This window comes from Angustibacter sp. Root456, from assembly GCF_001426435.1.
In the GTDB taxonomy this organism is placed as follows: domain Bacteria; phylum Actinomycetota; class Actinomycetes; order Actinomycetales; family Angustibacteraceae; genus Angustibacter.
In genome coordinates this window covers 159,411-176,930 of sequence record NZ_LMER01000018.1, presented here as the reverse complement: position 1 = coordinate 176,930, position 17,520 = coordinate 159,411, and the positions used below count along the sequence as shown (strand labels likewise).

Sequence of the window (17,520 nt, the reverse complement as noted above, 5' to 3'; positions counted from 1 at the left end):
GTCGTCCCCGCACCACCCGAGGAGCCCTCGTGATCGCGCGCCTGTCGTCCCTGTTCCTGCGCACCCTGCGCGAGGATCCGTCGGACGCCGAGGTGCCGAGCCACCGTCTGCTCGTGCGGGCGGGGTACATCCGGCGTGCGGCTCCCGGGGTGTACACCTGGCTGCCGCTCGGCCTGCGCGTGCTGCGCAACGTCGAGCGGATCGTGCGCGAGGAGATGGACGCCGCCGGCTTCCAGGAGCTGCAGTTCCCGGCGCTGCTGCCGCGCGAGCCCTACGAGGCCACCGGTCGCTGGACCGAGTACGGCGACAACCTGTTCCGGCTCAAGGACCGCAAGGGCGGCGACTACCTGCTGGGCCCGACGCACGAGGAGATGTTCACCCTCGTCGTCAAGGACCTCTACTCGTCGTACAAGGACCTGCCGCTGTCGCTCTACCAGATCCAGACGAAGTACCGCGACGAGGCGCGGCCGCGCGCCGGCCTGCTGCGCGGGCGCGAGTTCGTCATGAAGGACTCCTACTCCTTCGACGTCGACGACGCGGGCCTGCAGCGCTCGTACGACGCGCACCGGGCGGCGTACATCCGCATCTTCGACCGCCTGGGTCTCGACTACGTGCCCGTGTCGGCGATGTCGGGCGCCATGGGCGGTAGCGCCAGCGAGGAGTTCCTCGCCCGCGCCGAGCACGGCGAGGACACCTATGTCCGCTCGCCGGGGGGTTACGCCGCGAACGTCGAGGCCGTCGTGACGGTGCCGCCGCCGGTGCGCGGGTGGGACGACGTCCCTGCGGCGCACGTCGAGGACACCCCCGACACCCCGACCATCGACTCGCTCGTCGCCCTTGCGGCACAACGCTTCCCGGAGCGTGAGTGGTCGGCCGCCGACACGCTCAAGAACGTCGTCTTCATGCTGGTGCAGCCCGACGGAACCCGTGAGCCGCTCGTGATCGGCCTGCCCGGCGACCGCGAGGTCGACGCCAAGCGCCTCGCCGCGCAGGTCGAGCCCGCCGAGGTCGAGCCCTTCACCGACGACGACTTCGCCAAGCACCCCGCCCTCGTCAAGGGCTACATCGGCCCCCAGGCCCTGGGAGAGAACAGCTCCAGCGGCATCCGCTACCTCCTGGACCCTCGGGTGGTCGACGGCACCGTGTGGATCACGGGAGCCAACGAGCCGGGCAAGCACGTCTTCGACCTGGTCAAGGGCCGCGACTTCGACGCCGACGGCACGATCGAGGCGGCCGAGGTGCGTGCGGGTGACCCCGCACCCGACGGCTCGGGCCCGCTCGAGCTGGCCCGGGGCATCGAGATCGGCCACATCTTCCAGCTCGGTCGCAAGTACGCCGAGGCACTCGGCCTGAAGGTGCTCGACGAGAACGGCAAGCAGGTCACGGTGACCATGGGTTCCTACGGCATCGGCGTCTCACGTGCTGTGGCCGCTGTGGCCGAGCACAGCCACGACGACGCCGGCCTGGTGTGGCCGCGCGAGCTCTCGCCGTACGACGTCCACCTGGTGGCCACGGGCAAGGACGACGCGGTGTTCGTCGAGGCCGAGCGGTTGGCCGGCGAGCTCGAGCGTCAGGGGGTGTCGGTGCTCTACGACGATCGCCCGAAGGTCTCGCCCGGCGTGAAGTTCAAGGACGCCGAGCTCATCGGCGTCCCGACGATCGTCGTCGTGGGCAAGGGGCTCGCCGACGGCGTCGTCGAGGTCAAGGACCGCGCGACCGGGGAGCGCACCGACGTGCCGGTCGCGGACGTCGTCACCCGGGTCATCGAGGTCGTGCGCGGCCGCTCGTGAGCGCCGCCGCGTGGGCGGGCCTACCCGACCACGTCGGCTGGGGCACCGTCGTCCTGCTCCTGCTCGCGGCGCTCGTCGCGGGCTGGGTCGATGCCGTCGTGGGCGGCGGGGGCCTCGTGCAGCTGCCCGCGCTGCTGATCGCGCTCGGGCCAGGTACCGCGGCCGTGCACTCGCTGGCCACCAACAAGATCGCGTCGATCTGCGGCACCAGCACGAGCGCCGTCACGTACTACCGACGGGTGCACCCGGACCTGCGCACGGCGCTGCCCATGGCCGCTGCCGCCCTCGTCGGCGCGCTGGCCGGGGCGGGCCTGGCGCTGGTGCTGCCGTCGGCGGCGATCCGGCCGGTGGTCGTCGTGGCGCTCGCCGTGGTGCTGGTGTACACCGTGCGTCGTCCCGGGCTCGGTGCGGTGACGGCCCTGCGGCACAGCGGGCGTCGCCATCACGCGACGGCGGGGGCCATCGGGCTCGTGATCGGCGTGTACGACGGCGCGGTGGGCCCGGGCACCGGCTCGTTCCTCGTCTTCGCGCTCGTGAGCCTCGTCGGCTACGCCTTCGTGGAGGCGAGCGCGAAGGCCAAGATCGCCAACGTCGCCACCAACCTCGGTGCCCTGGTGGTGTTCGTGCCGCAGGGCGTGGTGCTGTGGAAGCTCGGCCTGCTCATGGGGGCGGCCAACGTGGTCGGCGGGTACCTCGGCGCGCGCACCGCCGTCGCCCGCGGGGCCCGATTCGTGCGGGTGGTGTTTATCGTCGTGTCGTCGGTGCTCCTGCTGCGGCTGACCTACGACGTCCTGCGCCCCTGACCCGGCGTGGGTCAGCGGGGGTCAGCGGGTGAGGAGCTCGGCGAGCGTGAGGTGCCGGGCCACCTCGGCGTCGTCGGTTGCCTCGGCCGCCCACTCGGCGTTCTGCACCTCGCGCACGATCGTCCAGGCGGCGGCCCGCTCGGGGTCGATCCCCGCGTGGTCGCAGGCCAGGCGCAGCCGGCGGCGGGCGGCTTCGGCCGGGCCGGCGGAGGAGGTGACCTCCTCGAACCGGTTCCACAACAGCGGTGCGATCTCGTACGCAGGGTCGCCGCGCCGCGGCTTGGGATCGATCGCCAGCCACGGCTCGCGGTCGGCGGCGAGCACGTTGGTGTAGTGCAGGTCGCAGTGCAGCAGGGCGCTGTCGTGCGGGTCGGCCACCAGGTCACGCGCCAGCCCAGCGGCGTGCTCGCGCAGCCGCACCGGCACGACGTCGGACGACGGCGGCTGCGCCCACCGCTCGACCAGACGACCCAGCTCGTCCGACACCGGCTGGACGAACGACGGCGCCGGGGTGCGGTGCAGCCGGGCCAGCAGGTCACCGATGACCGCGACGGCCGACTCCACCGGCTGGCGCGTGAGGTCGCGGCCCGCGTGCAGCCGCTCGAGCAGGAGCGTCCACGCGCCGTCGGTCTCCAGGCAGCGGACGGCACCGTCGCCGTCCCAGGCCAGCAGCCCCTGCGCCTCGTGGGTGGCCTCCCAGTGCGGCCAGCTGACCTTGAGCGCGGCCGGTGTGCCGTCGTCGCGGCGCACGGGGACGACGAGCGCCGCGAACCCGTGCCAGGCCGGCTCGTCCGGGGCGAGGTCGACGGTGAGCGACCAGCGCGCGCAGGCCTGGCCGACCGCTTCGGGCAGCGCGTCGAGCCACGGCCTCGCCTCGGGCTCCCCGGCGAACGAGCGGCGCAGGCCGGCCGGCACAGCCACCGTCACGACGAGCGCTCTGGCAGCCCGGGGAACGCGATCGAGCGCGAGCGCCAGGTGCGGGCGGCGAGGGCGTTCTGCGCCAGCCAGCGAGCGGGCTCCAGCCGCCGCTCGGGCGCCGTGGCGGCGACGAGGTCGGCGTTCGCCGCGGCCACCGCGAGCTCGACGTGCGCGGCGAGGTCGCGGGCCTTCGCCGGCGAGTCGACGGTGAACGGCAGTCCGTAGGCGGGCGCCGCCGGCGGCGGCGTGCGTCGCGCCGTCGTCAGCCTCGCGGCGAGCAGGTCGCGGCGCGCGGCGTGCTGCTGCAGCCGTTGCTCGGCGAGGTCGCGGTGGGCTTCGTCGCACTGGGCACCCACGACGCCGTAGGCGTAGACCGCGGCGTGCTCGGCCGCGAGCACCTGCACCAGCGCGCCTGCCTGCGCGTCGGGCAGGCTCGTGGGTGCCGAGCTGGGTGTGGTCGCCGGCGTGGTGGCGGTCGACGACCCCGACGGCGTCACGAGCGTCCCTTCGCGCCGCTGCCGGCACGCTCGGCCAGCTGACCGAGCAGCGCCACGTGCGTGCTGCGGCAGGCAGCCACGGAGGCGAGCAGCCGCGCCAGCGAGCCGTCGACCGCGGCCAGATCGGCCTCGAGCGCCGTGACCGTCTGCTGCTCGCGGGCGGCGAGCGCGGTCAGGGCCGCAGCGGGCGAGCGGGGAGAGGCTGTCGAGGTCGAGGTCGAGGTCGAGGTCGAGGTCGGCGTCGACGACGCGCTCGGCGACGAGGTGGCCGCCGCACCGCCGGCCCGCAAGGCGGCGGCGTGGGCCCGGTGCTCGTCCGCGATCGTGCGCAGGGTGCGCGCTGCGGACGGCGCCAGGCGGGCCGTGCGCACGACTGCGGCAGCCAGCGCCTCGGCGTCCGCTGCTGCGCGCCCGCGGGCCAGCTCGTCACGGCTCGGCCCGGTCGGTGTGGACACGGTGGTGGGCTGGCCCACGCGCACGGAGCAGGCGGCGAGCCCGGCGGCCGGGACGGCGGCAGCAGCCGCCAGCAACGATCGCCGGCGCCACGCGGTCGGGCCCCCCACGGGCCGCAGGTCAGCAGGCACGCGACGATCCTCGCACGCCCCGGATGTGGGTAGGGTTGGGGTCGCGGCGCCGGTGCGTCGCACGACTCGAGAACAGCGGCAGGAGGCTCCCAGTGGCCAGGCACCACCAGGCAGGCGGGGGAAGTGACTCGTCGTTGCAGGACGCTGTGCGAGACGCCATCGCGCCGGCCGCGGCCGATCTCGGTCTCGTGGTCGAGGAGGTCGTCGCCGCGCCTGCGGGCAGCCGCCGGCTGCTGCGCGTCGTGGTCGACCTCGCCGACGACAGGGCGGACGACGCAGCCGCGCTCTCGCTCGACGCCGTGGCCGAGGCCTCGCGGCGCATCTCCGAGGTGCTCGACGCTGACGACGTCGTACCCGGCGCCTACGTGCTCGAGGTGACGTCGCCCGGCGTCGATCGCCCGCTCACCGATCCGCGGCACTTCCGGCGCAACCGCCGGCGCAAGGTCGAGGTGCGGCTGCGCGACGGCTCGAGCGTGACCGGCCGCGTCGTCGAGGCGGGCGAGGCGCTCGAGCTCGACGTCGAGGGGCCGAAGAAGGGCACCACCGCCCGGCGACAGATCGCCTGGGACGACGTGCTGCGCGGGCAGGTGCAGGTGGAGTTCAAGCCGATCGACGGCGCCCGCGATCACGACGACGAGAGCGACGTCGACAGCGAGCAGGAGGACTGACGTGGACATCGACCTGGCGGCTCTGCGCATGATCGAGCGGGAGAAGGAGATCCCGGTCAGCGTGCTCATCGCGGCCATCGAGCAGGCTCTGCTCGTGGCGTACCACCGCACCGACGGCGCCCAGCAGCACGCGCGCGTCGAGCTCGACCGGCAGACCGGTCACGTCGTGGTGTGGGCCACCGAGACCCTCGACGACGGCACGACCCGCGAGTACGACGACACGCCGGCGGGCTTCGGCCGCATCGCGACGTCGACGGCGCGCCAGGTGATCCTGCAGCGCCTGCGCGACGTCGAGGACGAGCAGGTGCTCGGCGAGTTCCGTGGGCGCGAGGGCGACGTCATCGGCGGCGTCATCCAACAGTCCAGCGACCCGCGCACGGTGCTCGTCGACCTCGGCACCGTCGAGGGCGCGCTGCCGCAGACCGAGCAGGTCCCCGGCGAGCAGTACGTGCACGGTGAGCGGCTTCGGTGCTTCGTCGTCGCGGTGCGCAAGGGCCCGAAGGGGCCCCAGATCCAGCTGTCGCGCACGCACCCCAACCTCGTGCGCAAGCTCTTCGCGCTCGAGGTGCCCGAGATCGCTGACGGCAGCGTCGAGATCATGGCGCTGGCGCGCGAGGCAGGGCACCGCACGAAGATCGCGGTGCGCACCCAGGTCGCCGGGCTGAACGCCAAGGGCGCCTGCATCGGCCCGATGGGCCAGCGAGTGCGCGCCGTGATGTCGGAGCTGCACGGCGAGAAGATCGACATCGTCGACTGGGACGACGACCCCGCGACCTTCGTGGCCCACGCGCTGTCGCCGGCGCGGGTCACCGAGGTCACGGTGGTCGACCGCGCGGCGCGCTCGGCGCGGGTCGTGGTGCCCGACTACCAGCTGTCGCTCGCGATCGGCAAGGAGGGCCAGAACGCCCGCCTGGCCGCCAAGCTCACCGGTTGGCGGATCGACATCCGGCCCGACACGGCGCCCGGTGACGAGGCGAACGCCGCCACTGGCGGCGCCCCCGCGTCGTCCACGACGGCGGGGGAGCCGTGACCGGCGCGAGCAGTGAGCGCCCGGCGCGCTAGACTGGGGGCGACCGAGCGTCCTGAGGCGGTGTCCTCCGGGGTCGTCGGCGGCGCGGCTCACGAGCCGCAGCGCCGGTGCGTCGGATGTCGTCGCTCGGGTCGTCGGTCGGTCCTCCTGCGGTTCGCGGTGGTCGAGCGTGACGGTGCCCGCACCGTGGTGCTCGACGAACGGCGGATCCTGCCGGGGCGTGGCGCGTGGCTGCACCCCGACCTGGAGTGCTGGGAGCTCGCGACACGCCGGTCGGCGCTGCTGCGGGCCCTGCGCACGACAGCGAGGATCGAGCAGGATGGAATCACCAGTGCCCTTCAGGCGCTGTGCACTGTGAACGAGCCCGCTCCCGACCCCGGGAGCGGGGACAGCACGTCCGCGTCGCCGTCGGCGCGGGCGCGATCAACCGGAAGCGGGTCAGAACGCTGATGAGCACCCGATGAGCACCCAGCGATGAACACCCCCCAGCACTAACGACGGTCCGCGCCTGCTCTGGCCCGGACCACCAGACAGGGAGAAACGTGGCAAAGGTCCGGGTCTACGAGCTCGCCAAGGAGCTTGGAGTCGAGAGCAAGGTCATCATGACCAAGCTCCAGGAGATGGGTGAGTTCGTCCGGTCGGCGTCGTCGACCGTCGAGCCCCCCGTGGTGCGCCGCCTGCGCGAGCAGATGCCGGCCGCCGAAGCCGCACCGGCCAAGAAGGCCGCGGCGAAGAAGACGGCCAAGAAGGCTGCGCCGGCACCGGCTGCCCCGGTCGAGGCGCCGGCGCCTGAGGCCGCGCCGATGGTCGAGGCCCCTGCGGCGGCTCCGGCGCCTGCGGCTGCTCCGGCGGCCAAGCCCGCGCCGGCCGCACCAGCTGCCCCCGCTGCGGCGGCACCTACCCCGGGTCCGGCCAAGCCCGCTGCCACGAAGGCGGCACCCGAGCAGGCACCCGCCCAGGCACCCANCCCGCCGCACCTGCGGCTCCGGCGGCTCCGGCGGCGCGCGCCGAAGGCGGCGCGCGTCCTGGCGCCCCGCGCCCGGGCAACAACCCGTTCGCGCCGAGCCAGGGCATGCCGCGTCCCGGCGCCCCCCGCCCGGGCAACAACCCCTTCGCGGCCGAGCAGGGCATGCCGCGCCCGCAGGGCGGCCCGCGCCCCCCGCGTCCGGCTGCCGGCCCCGGTGGCGCGCGCCCGAACCCCGGCATGATGCCGGCGCGGCCGAGCGTGGGTCGCCCGGGGGCGCCGGGTCGTCCCGGTGCGCCGGGTGGTCGTGGCGCCGGCGGCGGTCGCCCCGGTGGCGGCGGTGGCGGCGGCTTCGGCGGTCGCCCCGGTGGCGGCGGCGGTTTCGGCGGTCGTCCCGGTGGCGGCGGCGGTCGCGGCCCCGGTGGCCGCGGTGGCACCCAGGGTGCGTTCGGCCGTGGTGGTGGCCGTCCGGTCCGCGGGCGCAAGAGCAAGCGCGCGAAGCGTCAGGAATTCGAGCAGATGCAGGCGCCGTCGCTCGGCGGCGTCTCGGTTCCCCGCGGTGACGGCTCCACGGTCGTGCGCGTGCGTCGCGGCTCGAGCCTGAGCGACTTCGCCGACAAGATCGGCGCAAACCCGGCGAGCCTGGTGACGGTGCTGTTCCACCTCGGTGAGATGGCCACGGCCACGCAGTCCCTCGACGAGGACACCTTCCGCGTGCTCGGCGCCGAGCTCGGCTACGACATCCAGGTCGTCTCGCCCGAGGACGAGGAGCGCGAGCTGTTCGACGCGTTCAACATCGACCTCGAGAGCGGTATCGCGGGCGAGGACGACGAGGACCTCGAGGCGCGCCCGCCGGTGGTCACGGTCGTGGGTCACGTCGACCACGGAAAGACCCGACTGCTCGACGCCATCCGCAACGAGGACGTCGTCGGCGGCGAGGCCGGCGGCATCACCCAGCACATCGGTGCCTACCAGGTCCACCGCGAGCACGAGGGCATCGAGCGGGCCATCACCTTCATCGACACCCCGGGCCACGAGGCGTTCACCGCCATGCGAGCCCGTGGTGCGAAGGTCACCGACATCGCGATCCTCGTCGTCGCTGCCGACGACGGCGTGATGCCGCAGACCATCGAGGCGCTCAACCACATGCAGGCGGCCGACGTGCCGATCGTCGTCGCGGTCAACAAGATCGACGTCGACGGCGCCAATCCCAGCAAGGTGCGCCAACAGCTCACCGAGTACAACCTCGTGGCCGAGGAGTACGGCGGCGACACGATGTTCGTCGACGTCTCCGCCAAGGCGGGTCAGAACATCGACCAGCTGCTCGACGCCGTCCTGCTGACCGCGGACGCCGCACTCGACCTGCGCGCCAACCCTGACCGCGACGCACGCGGCGTGGCGATCGAGGCGAACCTCGACCGCGGCCGCGGCGCCACGGCGACGGTGCTCGTGCAGGCCGGCACGCTCCACGTCGGCGACGCGATCGTCACCGGCTCGGCGTACGGCCGAGTGCGCGCCATGCTCGACGAGCACGGCAAGAACGTCGACGAGGCCACGCCGTCGCGTCCGGTGCAGGTGCTGGGTCTGTCGTCCGTGCCGCGCGCCGGTGACACCTTCGTGGTGGCCCCCGACGACCGCACGGCCCGCCAGATCGCCGAGCGCCGCGAGGCGGCCGACCGCCAGGCGTCCCTGGCCAAGGCCCGCAAGCGGATCAGCCTCGAGGACCTCAACGAGGCGCTCGCGGCCGGCAAGGTCGAGACGCTCAACCTCATCCTCAAGGGCGACGTGTCCGGTTCGGTCGAGGCGCTCGAGGACGCGCTGCTGCAGATCGACGTCGGCGAGGAGGTCGAGCTGCGCATCATCGACCGCGGCGTCGGTGCGATCACGCTGAACAACATCAACCTCGCGATGGCGTCCGACGCGATCATCATCGGCTACAACGTGCGAGCCGAGGGTCAGAACGCCGACGTCGCCGAGCGCGAGGGCGTCGAGATCCGCTACTACTCGGTGATCTACCAGGCCATCGAGGAGGTCGAGGCGGCGCTCAAGGGCCTGCTCAAGCCGGAGTTCGAGGAGGTCGAGCTCGGCAGCGCCGAGATCCGCGAGATCTTCCGGTCGAGCAAGTTCGGCAACATCGCCGGTTCGATCGTGCGTTCGGGCGAGATCCGGCGCGGCACCCGCGCGCGGATCACCCGCAACGGCGTGGTCGTGGCCGAGAACATCGAGATCGCCGGTCTGCGTCGCTTCAAGGACGACGTCACCGAGGTCCGCGAGGGCTTCGAGTGCGGCATCAACCTCGGGTCGTACAACGACCTGCAGCTCGGTGACCTCATCTCCACCTACGAGATGCGCGAGAAGCCGCGCGACTGAGCCGGCACGCCGCAACACCGCACGCCACGGGAGGCACCTGACGACCACGCGTCGGCAGGTGCCTCCCGTGCTCACCACCCCACCCCAACCCGCGACAGGACGACGTCATGAGCGAGAACCCCCGCGCCCGCAAGATCGCCGACCGCATCAAGGTGATCGTGGCCGAGACGCTCGAGCACAAGGTCAAGGACCCCCGGCTCGGCTTCGTCACCGTCACCGACGTCCGGGTCACCGGTGACCTGCAGCACGCGACGATCTTCTACACCGTGTTCGGCTCGGAGGAAGAGCGCGTCGGCACGGCCGCAGCGCTCGAGAGCGCGAAGGGCGTCATCCGTCGCGAGGTCGGTCAGGGCGTGACCCTGCGGCTCACGCCGAGCCTGGAGTTCATCGCCGACGCGATGCCCGAGAACGCCGCCCACATCGACGACCTGCTGCGTCGAGCCGCCGAGCTCGATGCCGCCGTCGCGGCGCAGGCGAACGGCAAGGCCCCGGCCGGCGACCCCGACCCCTATCGCAAGGCGGCGGACGCCGACTCCGACGAGGCTGCCGACGCCGGCCCTGACTCCAACTCCGACTCTGACGACTCCGACGAGGCCGCCGACGCCCGTCCGTGATCATGCACGCCAGCGCCGCACCTGAACCGGATGCGGCGCTGCCGTGCATGATCACCAGCGAGGGGGAGGGGTCAGGTGAGAGCGGGCGCCAGCGGTGCGTCGTCCTCGGCGGCGCTGTCGAGCGTGCTCACCGTCCGTGCGTGGCGGGGTAGCCAGCGGGCGGCCAGTGCGGCCAGGGCCACGACCGCCGCCCCGGTGAGCACCGCCGGCCGCAGCGCGTCGGCGTAGCCCGTCGGCGTCACCGTGCCACCGGCCCCCTCGAACACCGCCACCAGGACGGCGACACCGAGCGCCACACCGATCTCGCGCAGTGTCGCGTTGGTCGAGCTCGCCGTCGCGTGGTCGGCCTCGGCCATGTCGGCCAGCACCGCCGTCGAGCTGGGCGCGAAGGTCAGCCCCATGCCGACGCCCGCGAGGACGAAGGCGGGCACCAGACCGGCGTACGTCGACCCCGGGCCGGTGGCCAGCGCGATCCACGCCAGGCCGGCCGCCTGCAGCGCGAGGCCGGTCGACAGCAGCGCCCGCACACCGACGCGCGGCGCGAGCAGGCCCGCGATGGGGGCCACCACCATCGGAGCCGCCGTCCAGGGCAGGGTGCGGACACCGGCTTCGAGCGGTGAGTAGCCCTGCACGACCTGCAGGTACTGCACGAGCAGGAAGACCGCGCCGAACATGCCGAGCGAGAAGCCGAAGCCGGCGACGTTGGCGATGGTGAAGCTGCGCGAGCGGAACAGCCGCAGCGGCACCAGCGGGTGCGGGGCCCGGCTCTCGCGGACGACGAACGCGACCAGCAGCAGGCCACCGAGTATGAGAGCGCCCAGCACCGGCGTTGACGTCCAGCCGTCGTCGTTGCCGCGCACGATGCCCCAGACGGTGGCGAGCACCCCGGCACCGACGAGCACGAGGCCCGCGACATCGAGGGGCTCGCGGCGTCCGTAGCTCTCGGGCAGCGCCCGCAGCACGAGCGGCACCGCGACGAGCGCGATCGGGACGTTGATCCAGAAGATCGCCTGCCACGACACGCCTTCGACGACCGCGCCGCCGATCAGCGGGCCGATCGCGACGCCCAGGCCGGCCACGCCGCCCCAGACACCGATGGCCATGGCGCGCTGGGCCTTGGGCACCGCTGCAGCCAGCAGCGTGAGCGACAGCGGCATGATCGCGGCGCCGCCGACGCCCTGCAGCGCGCGGGCGCCGATGAGCATCGCCGGCGTCGTCGCGAGGGCCGACCCGATGGAGGCGAGGGTGAACAGCGAGATGCCGCTGACGAAGAGGCGTCGGCGTCCGAACCGGTCGCCGAGCGTCGAGGCTCCGAGCATGAGGGTCGCGAAGGTCAGCGTGTAGGCGTTGACGAACCACTGCAGGTGCTCCAGCGTGGCGCCCAGGTCGGCGCGGATCACCGGCAGGGCGCTGGTGATCACGAGGTTGTCGAGGGTGGCCATGAACATCGGCAGGGACGCCGCCAGCAGGGCGACCGCGACCCGCCCGCGGGAGGGGCGGGTGTCGGGTGAGGTGAGACTCATCGTGGCTCCTGTAAGCATTGATTGATTACTAACTGAGGAAGATAGGCATCGACTGATAACATGTCAACCATGAAGGCGACGACGAGCCCGCGGATGTCCTCGGACCAGCGCCGCGAGCAGATCCTGCAGGCGGCGCTCGCCGTGTTCGCGCACGGCGGGTTCACGGGCACCAGCACCGACCAGGTGGCCCGCGCGGCCGGGGTGTCGCAGCCCTACGTCGTCCGGCTCTTCGGCTCCAAGGCCGAGCTGTTCGCGCAGGTCTACGCGCACGCGTCGCAGCGGGTGCTCGAGGCCCTCGCGGCCGTGCCGCCCGGCCCCGACGCCGGTGAGGCGATGGGCCAGGCCTACGTCGACCTGCTGCAGGACCGCGACCTGCTCATGGTGGTGATGCACGGCTTCGTGGCCGGTGCCGACCCCGCCATCGGCGCGATCGCCCGGCACACCCTCGGTGAGGCCTTCCGGCTCTTCCGCGAGCGCACGGGGGGTTCGGAGGAGGAGGCGCGCGTGTTCGTGGCGCACGGGATGCTCATCAACGTGCTCGTCGCGAGCCAGGCGCCGCAGCACGTCGGCGACGACCCGGACGTCGACGCGCTGACCATCTGCACCATGGGCGACAAGCTCGTCGCCGCCGCTCGCGCCTCGTGAGCCGCCCCTCGGACGCTCCGGACGGGCTCGTCGTCGTCGACAAGCCCGCCGGGTGGACCAGCCACGACGTCGTCGCCCGGGTGCGCCGGCTCGCCGGCACGCGCAAGGTCGGGCACGCGGGCACGCTCGACCCGATGGCCACGGGCGTGCTGGTGGTCGGGGTCGAGCGCGCCACCCGGCTGCTCACCTACCTCGTCGGAGCCGACAAGACGTACACCGCGACGATCCGGCTCGGTGCGGCCACCGTCACCGACGACGCCGAGGGCGACGTGACGTCGTGGGCCGAGGCGGGCCGGGTCGACGCGGTGACGGCAGCGGACGTCGACGCCGCGGTCGCCCGGCTCACGGGCCCGATCGAGCAGGTGCCGAGTGCGGTGAGCGCGATCAAGGTGAACGGCCAACGGTCGTACGCGCGGGTGCGCGGGGGAGAGCAGGTCGAGCTCGCCGCGCGGCCCGTGACGGTGCATCGCTTCGACGTCCTCGACCGCCGTGCGGCGCATGCCGACGGGCGCGACGTGCTCGACCTCGACGTCGAGGTGGAGGTGTCGTCCGGCACCTACGTCCGCGCGCTCGCGCGCGACCTCGGCGCTGCGCTCGGGGTGGGCGGCCACCTGACGGCGTTGCGCCGCACCGCCGTCGGGCCGTACGCGCTCGACGTGGCGCGGTCGCTGGAGGCGCTCGGCGAGGACTTCACCGTGCTGCCGCTGGCCGACGCCGCTCGTGCGGCCTTCACGGCTCGCGAGCTCACGGACGACGAGGAGCGCGCCTTGCGCTACGGGCAGCGGATCGCCGCCACCGGCACCACGCGGGTGCCGGTGGCGGCGTTCGCGCCCGACGGCTCGCTCGTCGCGCTGGTCGAGGACCGCGGGGAGCAGGCGCGCTCGCTGCTCGTGGTGCCTGAACGCTGAGGGCGGACCATCCGGCCGTGACTCACTCCTCGTGGCGGTCGGCGTTGGCGTGGATCGCGTCGCGCAGGTACTGCGCGAGGCCAGGGGCGACGTCCTCGTAGTGCAGGGTGAACCTCTGGTCGGCGAGGTACATGTCGCCGAGCCCGCGGTGCATCGCGTACGGGCAGTCGTAGAACGTCTCGATCCCGAGCCGGTGGCGCTCGGCGAGGTCCATGGCATGCGGGTCGTTGGCCGGCACACCCGCCGCCAGGGCCTCGGCGAGCCCGCGCTCGAGCGCGTCGGTCGACGCCTTCACCTCAACCCAGTCGTCCTTGCTGAGCGTCGCCGTGCGGCGCTGGCTCTGCTGCCAGGCCTCGGTGTCGCCCCACTTCGCCTCGGCCTCGGCCGCGTACTGCTCGCCCAGCCAGTTCTCGCCGAACACCTCGAGCTGCTCCTCCGGCGTCAGGTTGATGCCCATCTGCTCTGCCTCCATCAGCTTCTCCAGGTGCGAGAGCACGTCGTGCAGTCGGTCGATGCGCTGCTGCACGAGACGGTGCTGCTCGCGCAGGTGCGACACGGTGTCGCCCCGCGGGTCGTCGAGGATCTGAGCGATCTGCTCGAGCGTGAAACCCAGCTCGCGGTACGACAGCACGTCGCGGAGCCGTTCCAGGTCCGCCGCCTCGTACAGGCGGTACCCGGCGTCGGTGCGCCCGCTCGGCCGCACCAGGCCCACCTCGTCGTAGTGGTGCAGCGTGCGGACCGTCACGCCCGCGAGCCGCGCCACCGCGCCGACCGTGTACCCCGTAGCCGTGGTCATCTCGCTCCTTCGGGGTTCGCTTCCTCGACGACCACCACCGTGCTGCCTCACGTCGCGTGAGGGTCAAGCGAAAAGCCTTAGGTGGCAGCGCAACAGCCAGACTAGGTTGCCCGCCATGCCCATGACCGTGCGCGCGATCGGCCCGGACGACGCCTCCGACGTCCGCCTGCTCGACGACCTCGGCGCGCTGCTGGCTCACCGGCACCGGCGCCATCGACTCGCTTCGCCGCTGCTCGACCCGGCCTGGGAGCGGCCGGAGCACGCGCGGTCTGTGCTGGCCGAGCAGCTCGCCGATCCCGAGACGTCGGGCGCGGTCGCTCACGACGGCGAGCGCGCCGTGGCGTACCTGTTGGCGAAGGTCAGCGACAACAGCACGTGGGGAGCCAGCGCGTGGGTGGAGTCGGCCGGGATCGCGACGGCTGGCCTGGACGGCGACGCCGAGACGCTGCGCGACCTGTACGCACTCGCAGCGCAGAGCTGGGTCGACGGCGGCCACCCAGTGCACTACGCGCTCGTGCCGGCCAGCGACGCCGCGCTGGTCGACGGCTTCTTCCGGCTCGGCTTCGGCCTGCAGCACGTGCACGCAGCGCGCGTGCCGGCACCGGCGTCGGCGCCGTCGTCCGGGGTGGTGGTGCGGTCGGCCCGGCGCGAGGACGTCCCGGTTCTCGCGCGGCTCGACCGCGAGCTGCCGCTGCACCAGGGGCGCTCGCCGGTCTTCTCTGCGGGTCACCTGCCCACTGAGGACGAAGCCCTGCAGGAGTGGGAGGAGAGTTTCGACGACGAGCGCTTCGCGACGTTCGTCGCCGAGGTCGACGGCGAGGTGGTCGGCTCGGCCATCGGGTGCGCGCTGGAGGTCTCGAGCTCGCACGCGGGGCCCGCGCGGCTCGACCACGCGGGCTTCCTCGGCTTCGCGGCCGTGCTGCCGTCGGCGCGGGGGCACGGAGCCGGCCGGGCGTTGGGGGAGGCCGTCATCGGCTGGTCGCACGCGCAGGGGCACCGCAGCGTGGTCACCGACTGGCGGGCCACCAACCTGCTGTCGTCGCGCACCTGGCCGAAGCTCGGGTTCGAGCCGACCTTCCTGCGCCTGCACCGCGTCGTCGGCTACTGACCCACGCTCTGGCGGGGGTGGGTGGTCAGGCGTGGACGTCGCGACGCCGGAAGCCCCATACCGCGACGGCGGCCAGCACCACGACGGTCGCCACGGCCACGCCCACTGAGGGCCACGACACCCCGTGCCGCAACGGGTCGTGCCCGACGTACTGGTAGAACGGCGACAGCTTCTGCACCGGCTCGAGCCACGACACGATGGGCGCCAGGCCGTTGACGACGTACGCCACCACCGCGACGACCGCGGGTACGGCGCGGCTCAGCGTCCCGTGACCCGTCACACCTCCGACGGCGAGGGCCAGGGCGCCGAAGACGAGCGCCAGCAACGCCATGTGCAGCATGGCCGCGGTGACGTTGCCGAGGGGGAGTCCCATGTCGGCGAGCGCGCCTTCGCCCACCAGCGCCAGGACACCCACCCCGCCGAGCACCAGCGCGCCCACGCTCATCGCGAGGAGCTTGTGGAGCACCACGCGCGTGCGGCTGACCGGGCTGGCCAGCAGGAGGTCCATCGTTCGCCGGTCCTCTTCACCAGCGACCGCACCGGCGCCCGCCGTGACGGTGTAGAGCAGCAGCACGAGCGGCCCCATGAACGACAGCAGCTCGACCTGCAGGTAGCCCACCGGCGTCGACATGTCCGCACCCGTCGTCGCGAACAGCGACCGCATCGCCTCGGGCATCTGGTTGAGGAACTCGCTCATCGACGGCTGCCCCCGCATGCTCGGCCAGATGGCGACGTACATCGCGATGAGCAGGGCCAGGCTGAGGGTCCAGCCGAGCAGGGCCCGTCGCTGGTCGAAGAGCGTCTTGGCCGCGACGTTACGCAACATGGCCGACCTCGCTCCGCGGTGGCGTCTGGGACGTCTCGTAGTAGGTCAGGAAGGTCTCCTCGAGCTCGGCCTCGGCGCACTCGAAGTCGACGACGGCGTGCCGGCTGACCTGCTTGATCAGCTCGTCGAGCGACGACTGCGGCGCGCTGCAGGTCAACGTGCCGTCGGCGACGTGCAGGTCACGGACGCCGGGTAGGCCGCTGAACTCGGCGGCGTCGGCCCGGTCTGCGAAGGTCGCGCTGACGTGGTGAAGAGACTTGGCGCGCAACGACTCCAGTCGCTCGACGGCGATGAGCCGGCCGGCCCGGACGACACCGATGCGGTCGGCCAGGCGCTGCACCTCACCGAGCACGTGGGACGACAGCAGCACGCTGCCGCCGGCGTCCGTGTGCTCACGCAACATCGCCTGGAACTCCTGCTGCACCAACGGGTCCAGGCCGCTCGTCGGCTCGTCGAGGAGCAGCAGCCGGGGCTTGTTCATCAGGGCGAGCACGACGGCGAGCTTCTGGCGGTTGCCCTTCGACAGCGCGGTCGCCTGCCGTGTGAGGTCGAGGTCGAGGCGCGCGCTGAGCGCCCGCCCCCGGGCGGTGTCGCCGTCGCCGTGCAGGTGGGCGACGTACTCCAGGTGCTGGACGCCGGTCATGCGCCGGTAGAACGCCGGCTCGCCTGACAGGTAGCCGACGTCGCGATGCACCCGAACGCTGTCACGCCAGGCGTCGAGCCCGAGCACCTCGGCGTGCCCGGACGTCGGTCGCAGCAGCCCCATGAGCAGCCGCAGCGTCGTCGTCTTGCCGGCCCCGTTGGGGCCGAGGTACCCGAAGACCTCGCCGGCCTCGACGCTCAGGTCGAGGTCGCGCAGCGCGAGCGTGCGCCCGTAGGCCTTCGTCAGCCCGACGGTGCGGATCACCGGCGCCTCTGCCACGTACTCACGGTCGCCGCCGCGCGAGCCGCCCGGCTACGGACGAACGTCCCACCCCTTGAGCCTCAGTCGGCCGCCAGCCGCTCGAACAGCGGCGCGAGGCGCTGCAGCTCGGCCAGGTGCACCTCCGACAACGCCCGGACGGCGGACCGGCCGCGGGCCGTCAGCTGCACCCGGACGACGCGGTGGTCGTGAGTGTCGTGCACCCGGCTGACGAAGCCGAGCTCCGCCGCGCGGTCGACCAGCTCGACCGCGGAGTGGTGCCGCACCAGCAGGTACTCGGCCAGGTCGCCGATGGTGGGTAGCTGCTCGCCGTCGTGGCCGCGCACGGCGAGGAGCAGCTGGTGCTGGGCGCTGGTGAGGCCGTGTCGGGTTGCCTCTGAACGACTCCACGCCTCGAAACGCCGCAGCTCGGTGCGAAAGCGCAGCAGTCGCGCGTACTCGGGCTCGGTGAGTGGCGACCGCTTCGAGCGCGAGGTCACGACGAGCCTGCCTGGTAATCTCGAAACATCGCCCCACGATACTTCTGGAGGACTGCTGTGCCCGCAGCCCCTGCC

The 17,520-nt window shown here is 73.0% G+C and carries 18 protein-coding genes and 1 pseudogene; 11 read left to right on the top strand and 8 right to left on the bottom strand.

Annotation, left to right across the window (positions count from 1 at the left end):
• Nucleotides 1-29: 29 nt before the first annotated feature.
• Both ASD06_RS13070 and ASD06_RS13065 read left to right on the top strand, forming a co-directional pair.
• A complete protein-coding gene (locus ASD06_RS13070; RefSeq protein ID WP_056678344.1) occupies nucleotides 30-1,790 on the top strand; it encodes a proline--tRNA ligase in 1,761 nt (586 codons plus the stop codon).
• Entirely contained in the window at nucleotides 1,787-2,593 is an 807-nt protein-coding gene (locus ASD06_RS13065; protein WP_056678342.1) for a TSUP family transporter, read from the top strand. Before ASD06_RS13070 ends, ASD06_RS13065 begins: the two co-directional genes overlap by 4 nt.
• Nucleotides 2,594-2,614: 21 nt before the next feature.
• Here the strand turns inward: ASD06_RS13065 and ASD06_RS13060 are convergent, their stop codons facing one another.
• From ASD06_RS13060 to ASD06_RS18950, 3 genes are read right to left on the bottom strand one after another with little or no spacing between them, the layout of a single operon-like run.
• Entirely contained in the window at nucleotides 2,615-3,520 is a 906-nt protein-coding gene (locus ASD06_RS13060) for an aminoglycoside phosphotransferase family protein (RefSeq protein ID WP_162248079.1), read from the bottom strand.
• Nucleotides 3,517-4,008, bottom strand: a complete 492-nt coding sequence (locus tag ASD06_RS13055; RefSeq protein WP_056678337.1) for a ferritin-like domain-containing protein — start codon at nucleotides 4,006-4,008, stop codon at nucleotides 3,517-3,519. Before ASD06_RS13055 ends, ASD06_RS13060 begins: the two co-directional genes overlap by 4 nt.
• Entirely contained in the window at nucleotides 4,005-4,592 is a 588-nt protein-coding gene (locus ASD06_RS18950) for a hypothetical protein (protein ID WP_056678333.1), read from the bottom strand. Before ASD06_RS18950 ends, ASD06_RS13055 begins: the two co-directional genes overlap by 4 nt.
• 146 nt (nucleotides 4,593-4,738) lie before the next feature.
• On the opposite strand from ASD06_RS18950, the gene rimP reads away from it, so the two are divergent.
• The 6 genes and pseudogenes from rimP (at nucleotide 4,739) to rbfA (ending at nucleotide 10,238) form a co-directional block, all read left to right on the top strand.
• Nucleotides 4,739-5,260: a ribosome maturation factor RimP gene (gene rimP / locus ASD06_RS13045; RefSeq protein ID WP_200942162.1), complete on the top strand. Its 522-nt coding sequence runs from the start codon at nucleotides 4,739-4,741 to the stop codon at nucleotides 5,258-5,260.
• A 1-nt stretch (nucleotide 5,261) separates the two neighbouring features.
• Nucleotides 5,262-6,290 (top strand): transcription termination factor NusA, encoded by a 1,029-nt coding sequence (gene nusA / locus ASD06_RS13040; protein ID WP_056678327.1) that lies wholly within the window; start codon nucleotides 5,262-5,264, stop codon nucleotides 6,288-6,290.
• Between the two features lie 12 nt (nucleotides 6,291-6,302).
• The gene (locus ASD06_RS18580; protein WP_369853745.1) at nucleotides 6,303-6,740 is read left to right on the top strand and encodes a YlxR family protein; all 438 of its coding nucleotides are present in this window, start codon (nucleotides 6,303-6,305) and stop codon (nucleotides 6,738-6,740) included.
• Between the two features lie 92 nt (nucleotides 6,741-6,832).
• Nucleotides 6,833-7,256, top strand: a pseudogene (locus ASD06_RS19695) (translation initiation factor IF-2 N-terminal domain-containing protein); the annotation flags it as partial.
• A 1-nt stretch (nucleotide 7,257) separates the two neighbouring features.
• A partial coding sequence (infB, locus tag ASD06_RS13035; protein WP_304438691.1) for a translation initiation factor IF-2 occupies nucleotides 7,258-9,624 on the top strand: 2,367 nt, incomplete at its 5' end.
• A 107-nt stretch (nucleotides 9,625-9,731) separates the two neighbouring features.
• Entirely contained in the window at nucleotides 9,732-10,238 is a 507-nt protein-coding gene (rbfA, locus tag ASD06_RS13030) for a 30S ribosome-binding factor RbfA (RefSeq protein ID WP_056678324.1), read from the top strand.
• A 71-nt stretch (nucleotides 10,239-10,309) separates the two neighbouring features.
• Here rbfA and ASD06_RS13025 read toward each other — a convergent pair whose 3' ends face one another.
• Nucleotides 10,310-11,761: an MFS transporter gene (locus tag ASD06_RS13025; protein ID WP_082538014.1), complete on the bottom strand. Its 1,452-nt coding sequence runs from the start codon at nucleotides 11,759-11,761 to the stop codon at nucleotides 10,310-10,312.
• A gap of 69 nt (nucleotides 11,762-11,830) precedes the next feature.
• Between ASD06_RS13025 and ASD06_RS13020 the strand changes: the two genes are divergently transcribed.
• The gene (locus ASD06_RS13020) at nucleotides 11,831-12,406 is read left to right on the top strand and encodes a TetR/AcrR family transcriptional regulator (RefSeq protein WP_200942161.1); all 576 of its coding nucleotides are present in this window, start codon (nucleotides 11,831-11,833) and stop codon (nucleotides 12,404-12,406) included.
• Nucleotides 12,403-13,314, top strand: coding sequence for a tRNA pseudouridine(55) synthase TruB (truB, locus tag ASD06_RS13015; protein ID WP_056678319.1), 912 nt, complete (start codon nucleotides 12,403-12,405; stop codon nucleotides 13,312-13,314). Before ASD06_RS13020 ends, truB begins: the two co-directional genes overlap by 4 nt.
• 22 nt (nucleotides 13,315-13,336) lie before the next feature.
• Here truB and ASD06_RS13010 read toward each other — a convergent pair whose 3' ends face one another.
• Nucleotides 13,337-14,110 (bottom strand): MerR family transcriptional regulator, encoded by a 774-nt coding sequence (locus ASD06_RS13010; protein WP_056678316.1) that lies wholly within the window; start codon nucleotides 14,108-14,110, stop codon nucleotides 13,337-13,339.
• A 115-nt stretch (nucleotides 14,111-14,225) separates the two neighbouring features.
• Between ASD06_RS13010 and ASD06_RS13005 the strand changes: the two genes are divergently transcribed.
• Nucleotides 14,226-15,218 carry a GNAT family N-acetyltransferase gene (locus tag ASD06_RS13005; RefSeq protein WP_200942160.1) on the top strand — a complete coding sequence of 331 codons (993 nt, stop codon included), beginning with the start codon at nucleotides 14,226-14,228 and terminating at the stop codon, nucleotides 15,216-15,218.
• Between the two features lie 25 nt (nucleotides 15,219-15,243).
• On the opposite strand, the gene ASD06_RS13000 is transcribed toward ASD06_RS13005, so the two are convergent.
• The 3 genes from ASD06_RS13000 to ASD06_RS12990 all read right to left on the bottom strand — a co-directional run bounded on the left by ASD06_RS13000 (nucleotide 15,244) and on the right by ASD06_RS12990 (nucleotide 17,445).
• Nucleotides 15,244-16,044 carry an ABC transporter permease subunit gene (locus tag ASD06_RS13000; RefSeq protein WP_056678315.1) on the bottom strand — a complete coding sequence of 267 codons (801 nt, stop codon included), beginning with the start codon at nucleotides 16,042-16,044 and terminating at the stop codon, nucleotides 15,244-15,246.
• The gene (locus tag ASD06_RS12995; protein WP_056678312.1) at nucleotides 16,034-16,966 is read right to left on the bottom strand and encodes an ABC transporter ATP-binding protein; all 933 of its coding nucleotides are present in this window, start codon (nucleotides 16,964-16,966) and stop codon (nucleotides 16,034-16,036) included. The genes ASD06_RS13000 and ASD06_RS12995 overlap by 11 nt, the downstream gene beginning before the upstream one ends.
• Nucleotides 16,967-17,028: 62 nt before the next feature.
• A complete protein-coding gene (locus tag ASD06_RS12990) occupies nucleotides 17,029-17,445 on the bottom strand; it encodes a MarR family winged helix-turn-helix transcriptional regulator (RefSeq protein WP_056678308.1) in 417 nt (138 codons plus the stop codon).
• Between the last annotated feature and the right edge of the window lie 75 nt (nucleotides 17,446-17,520).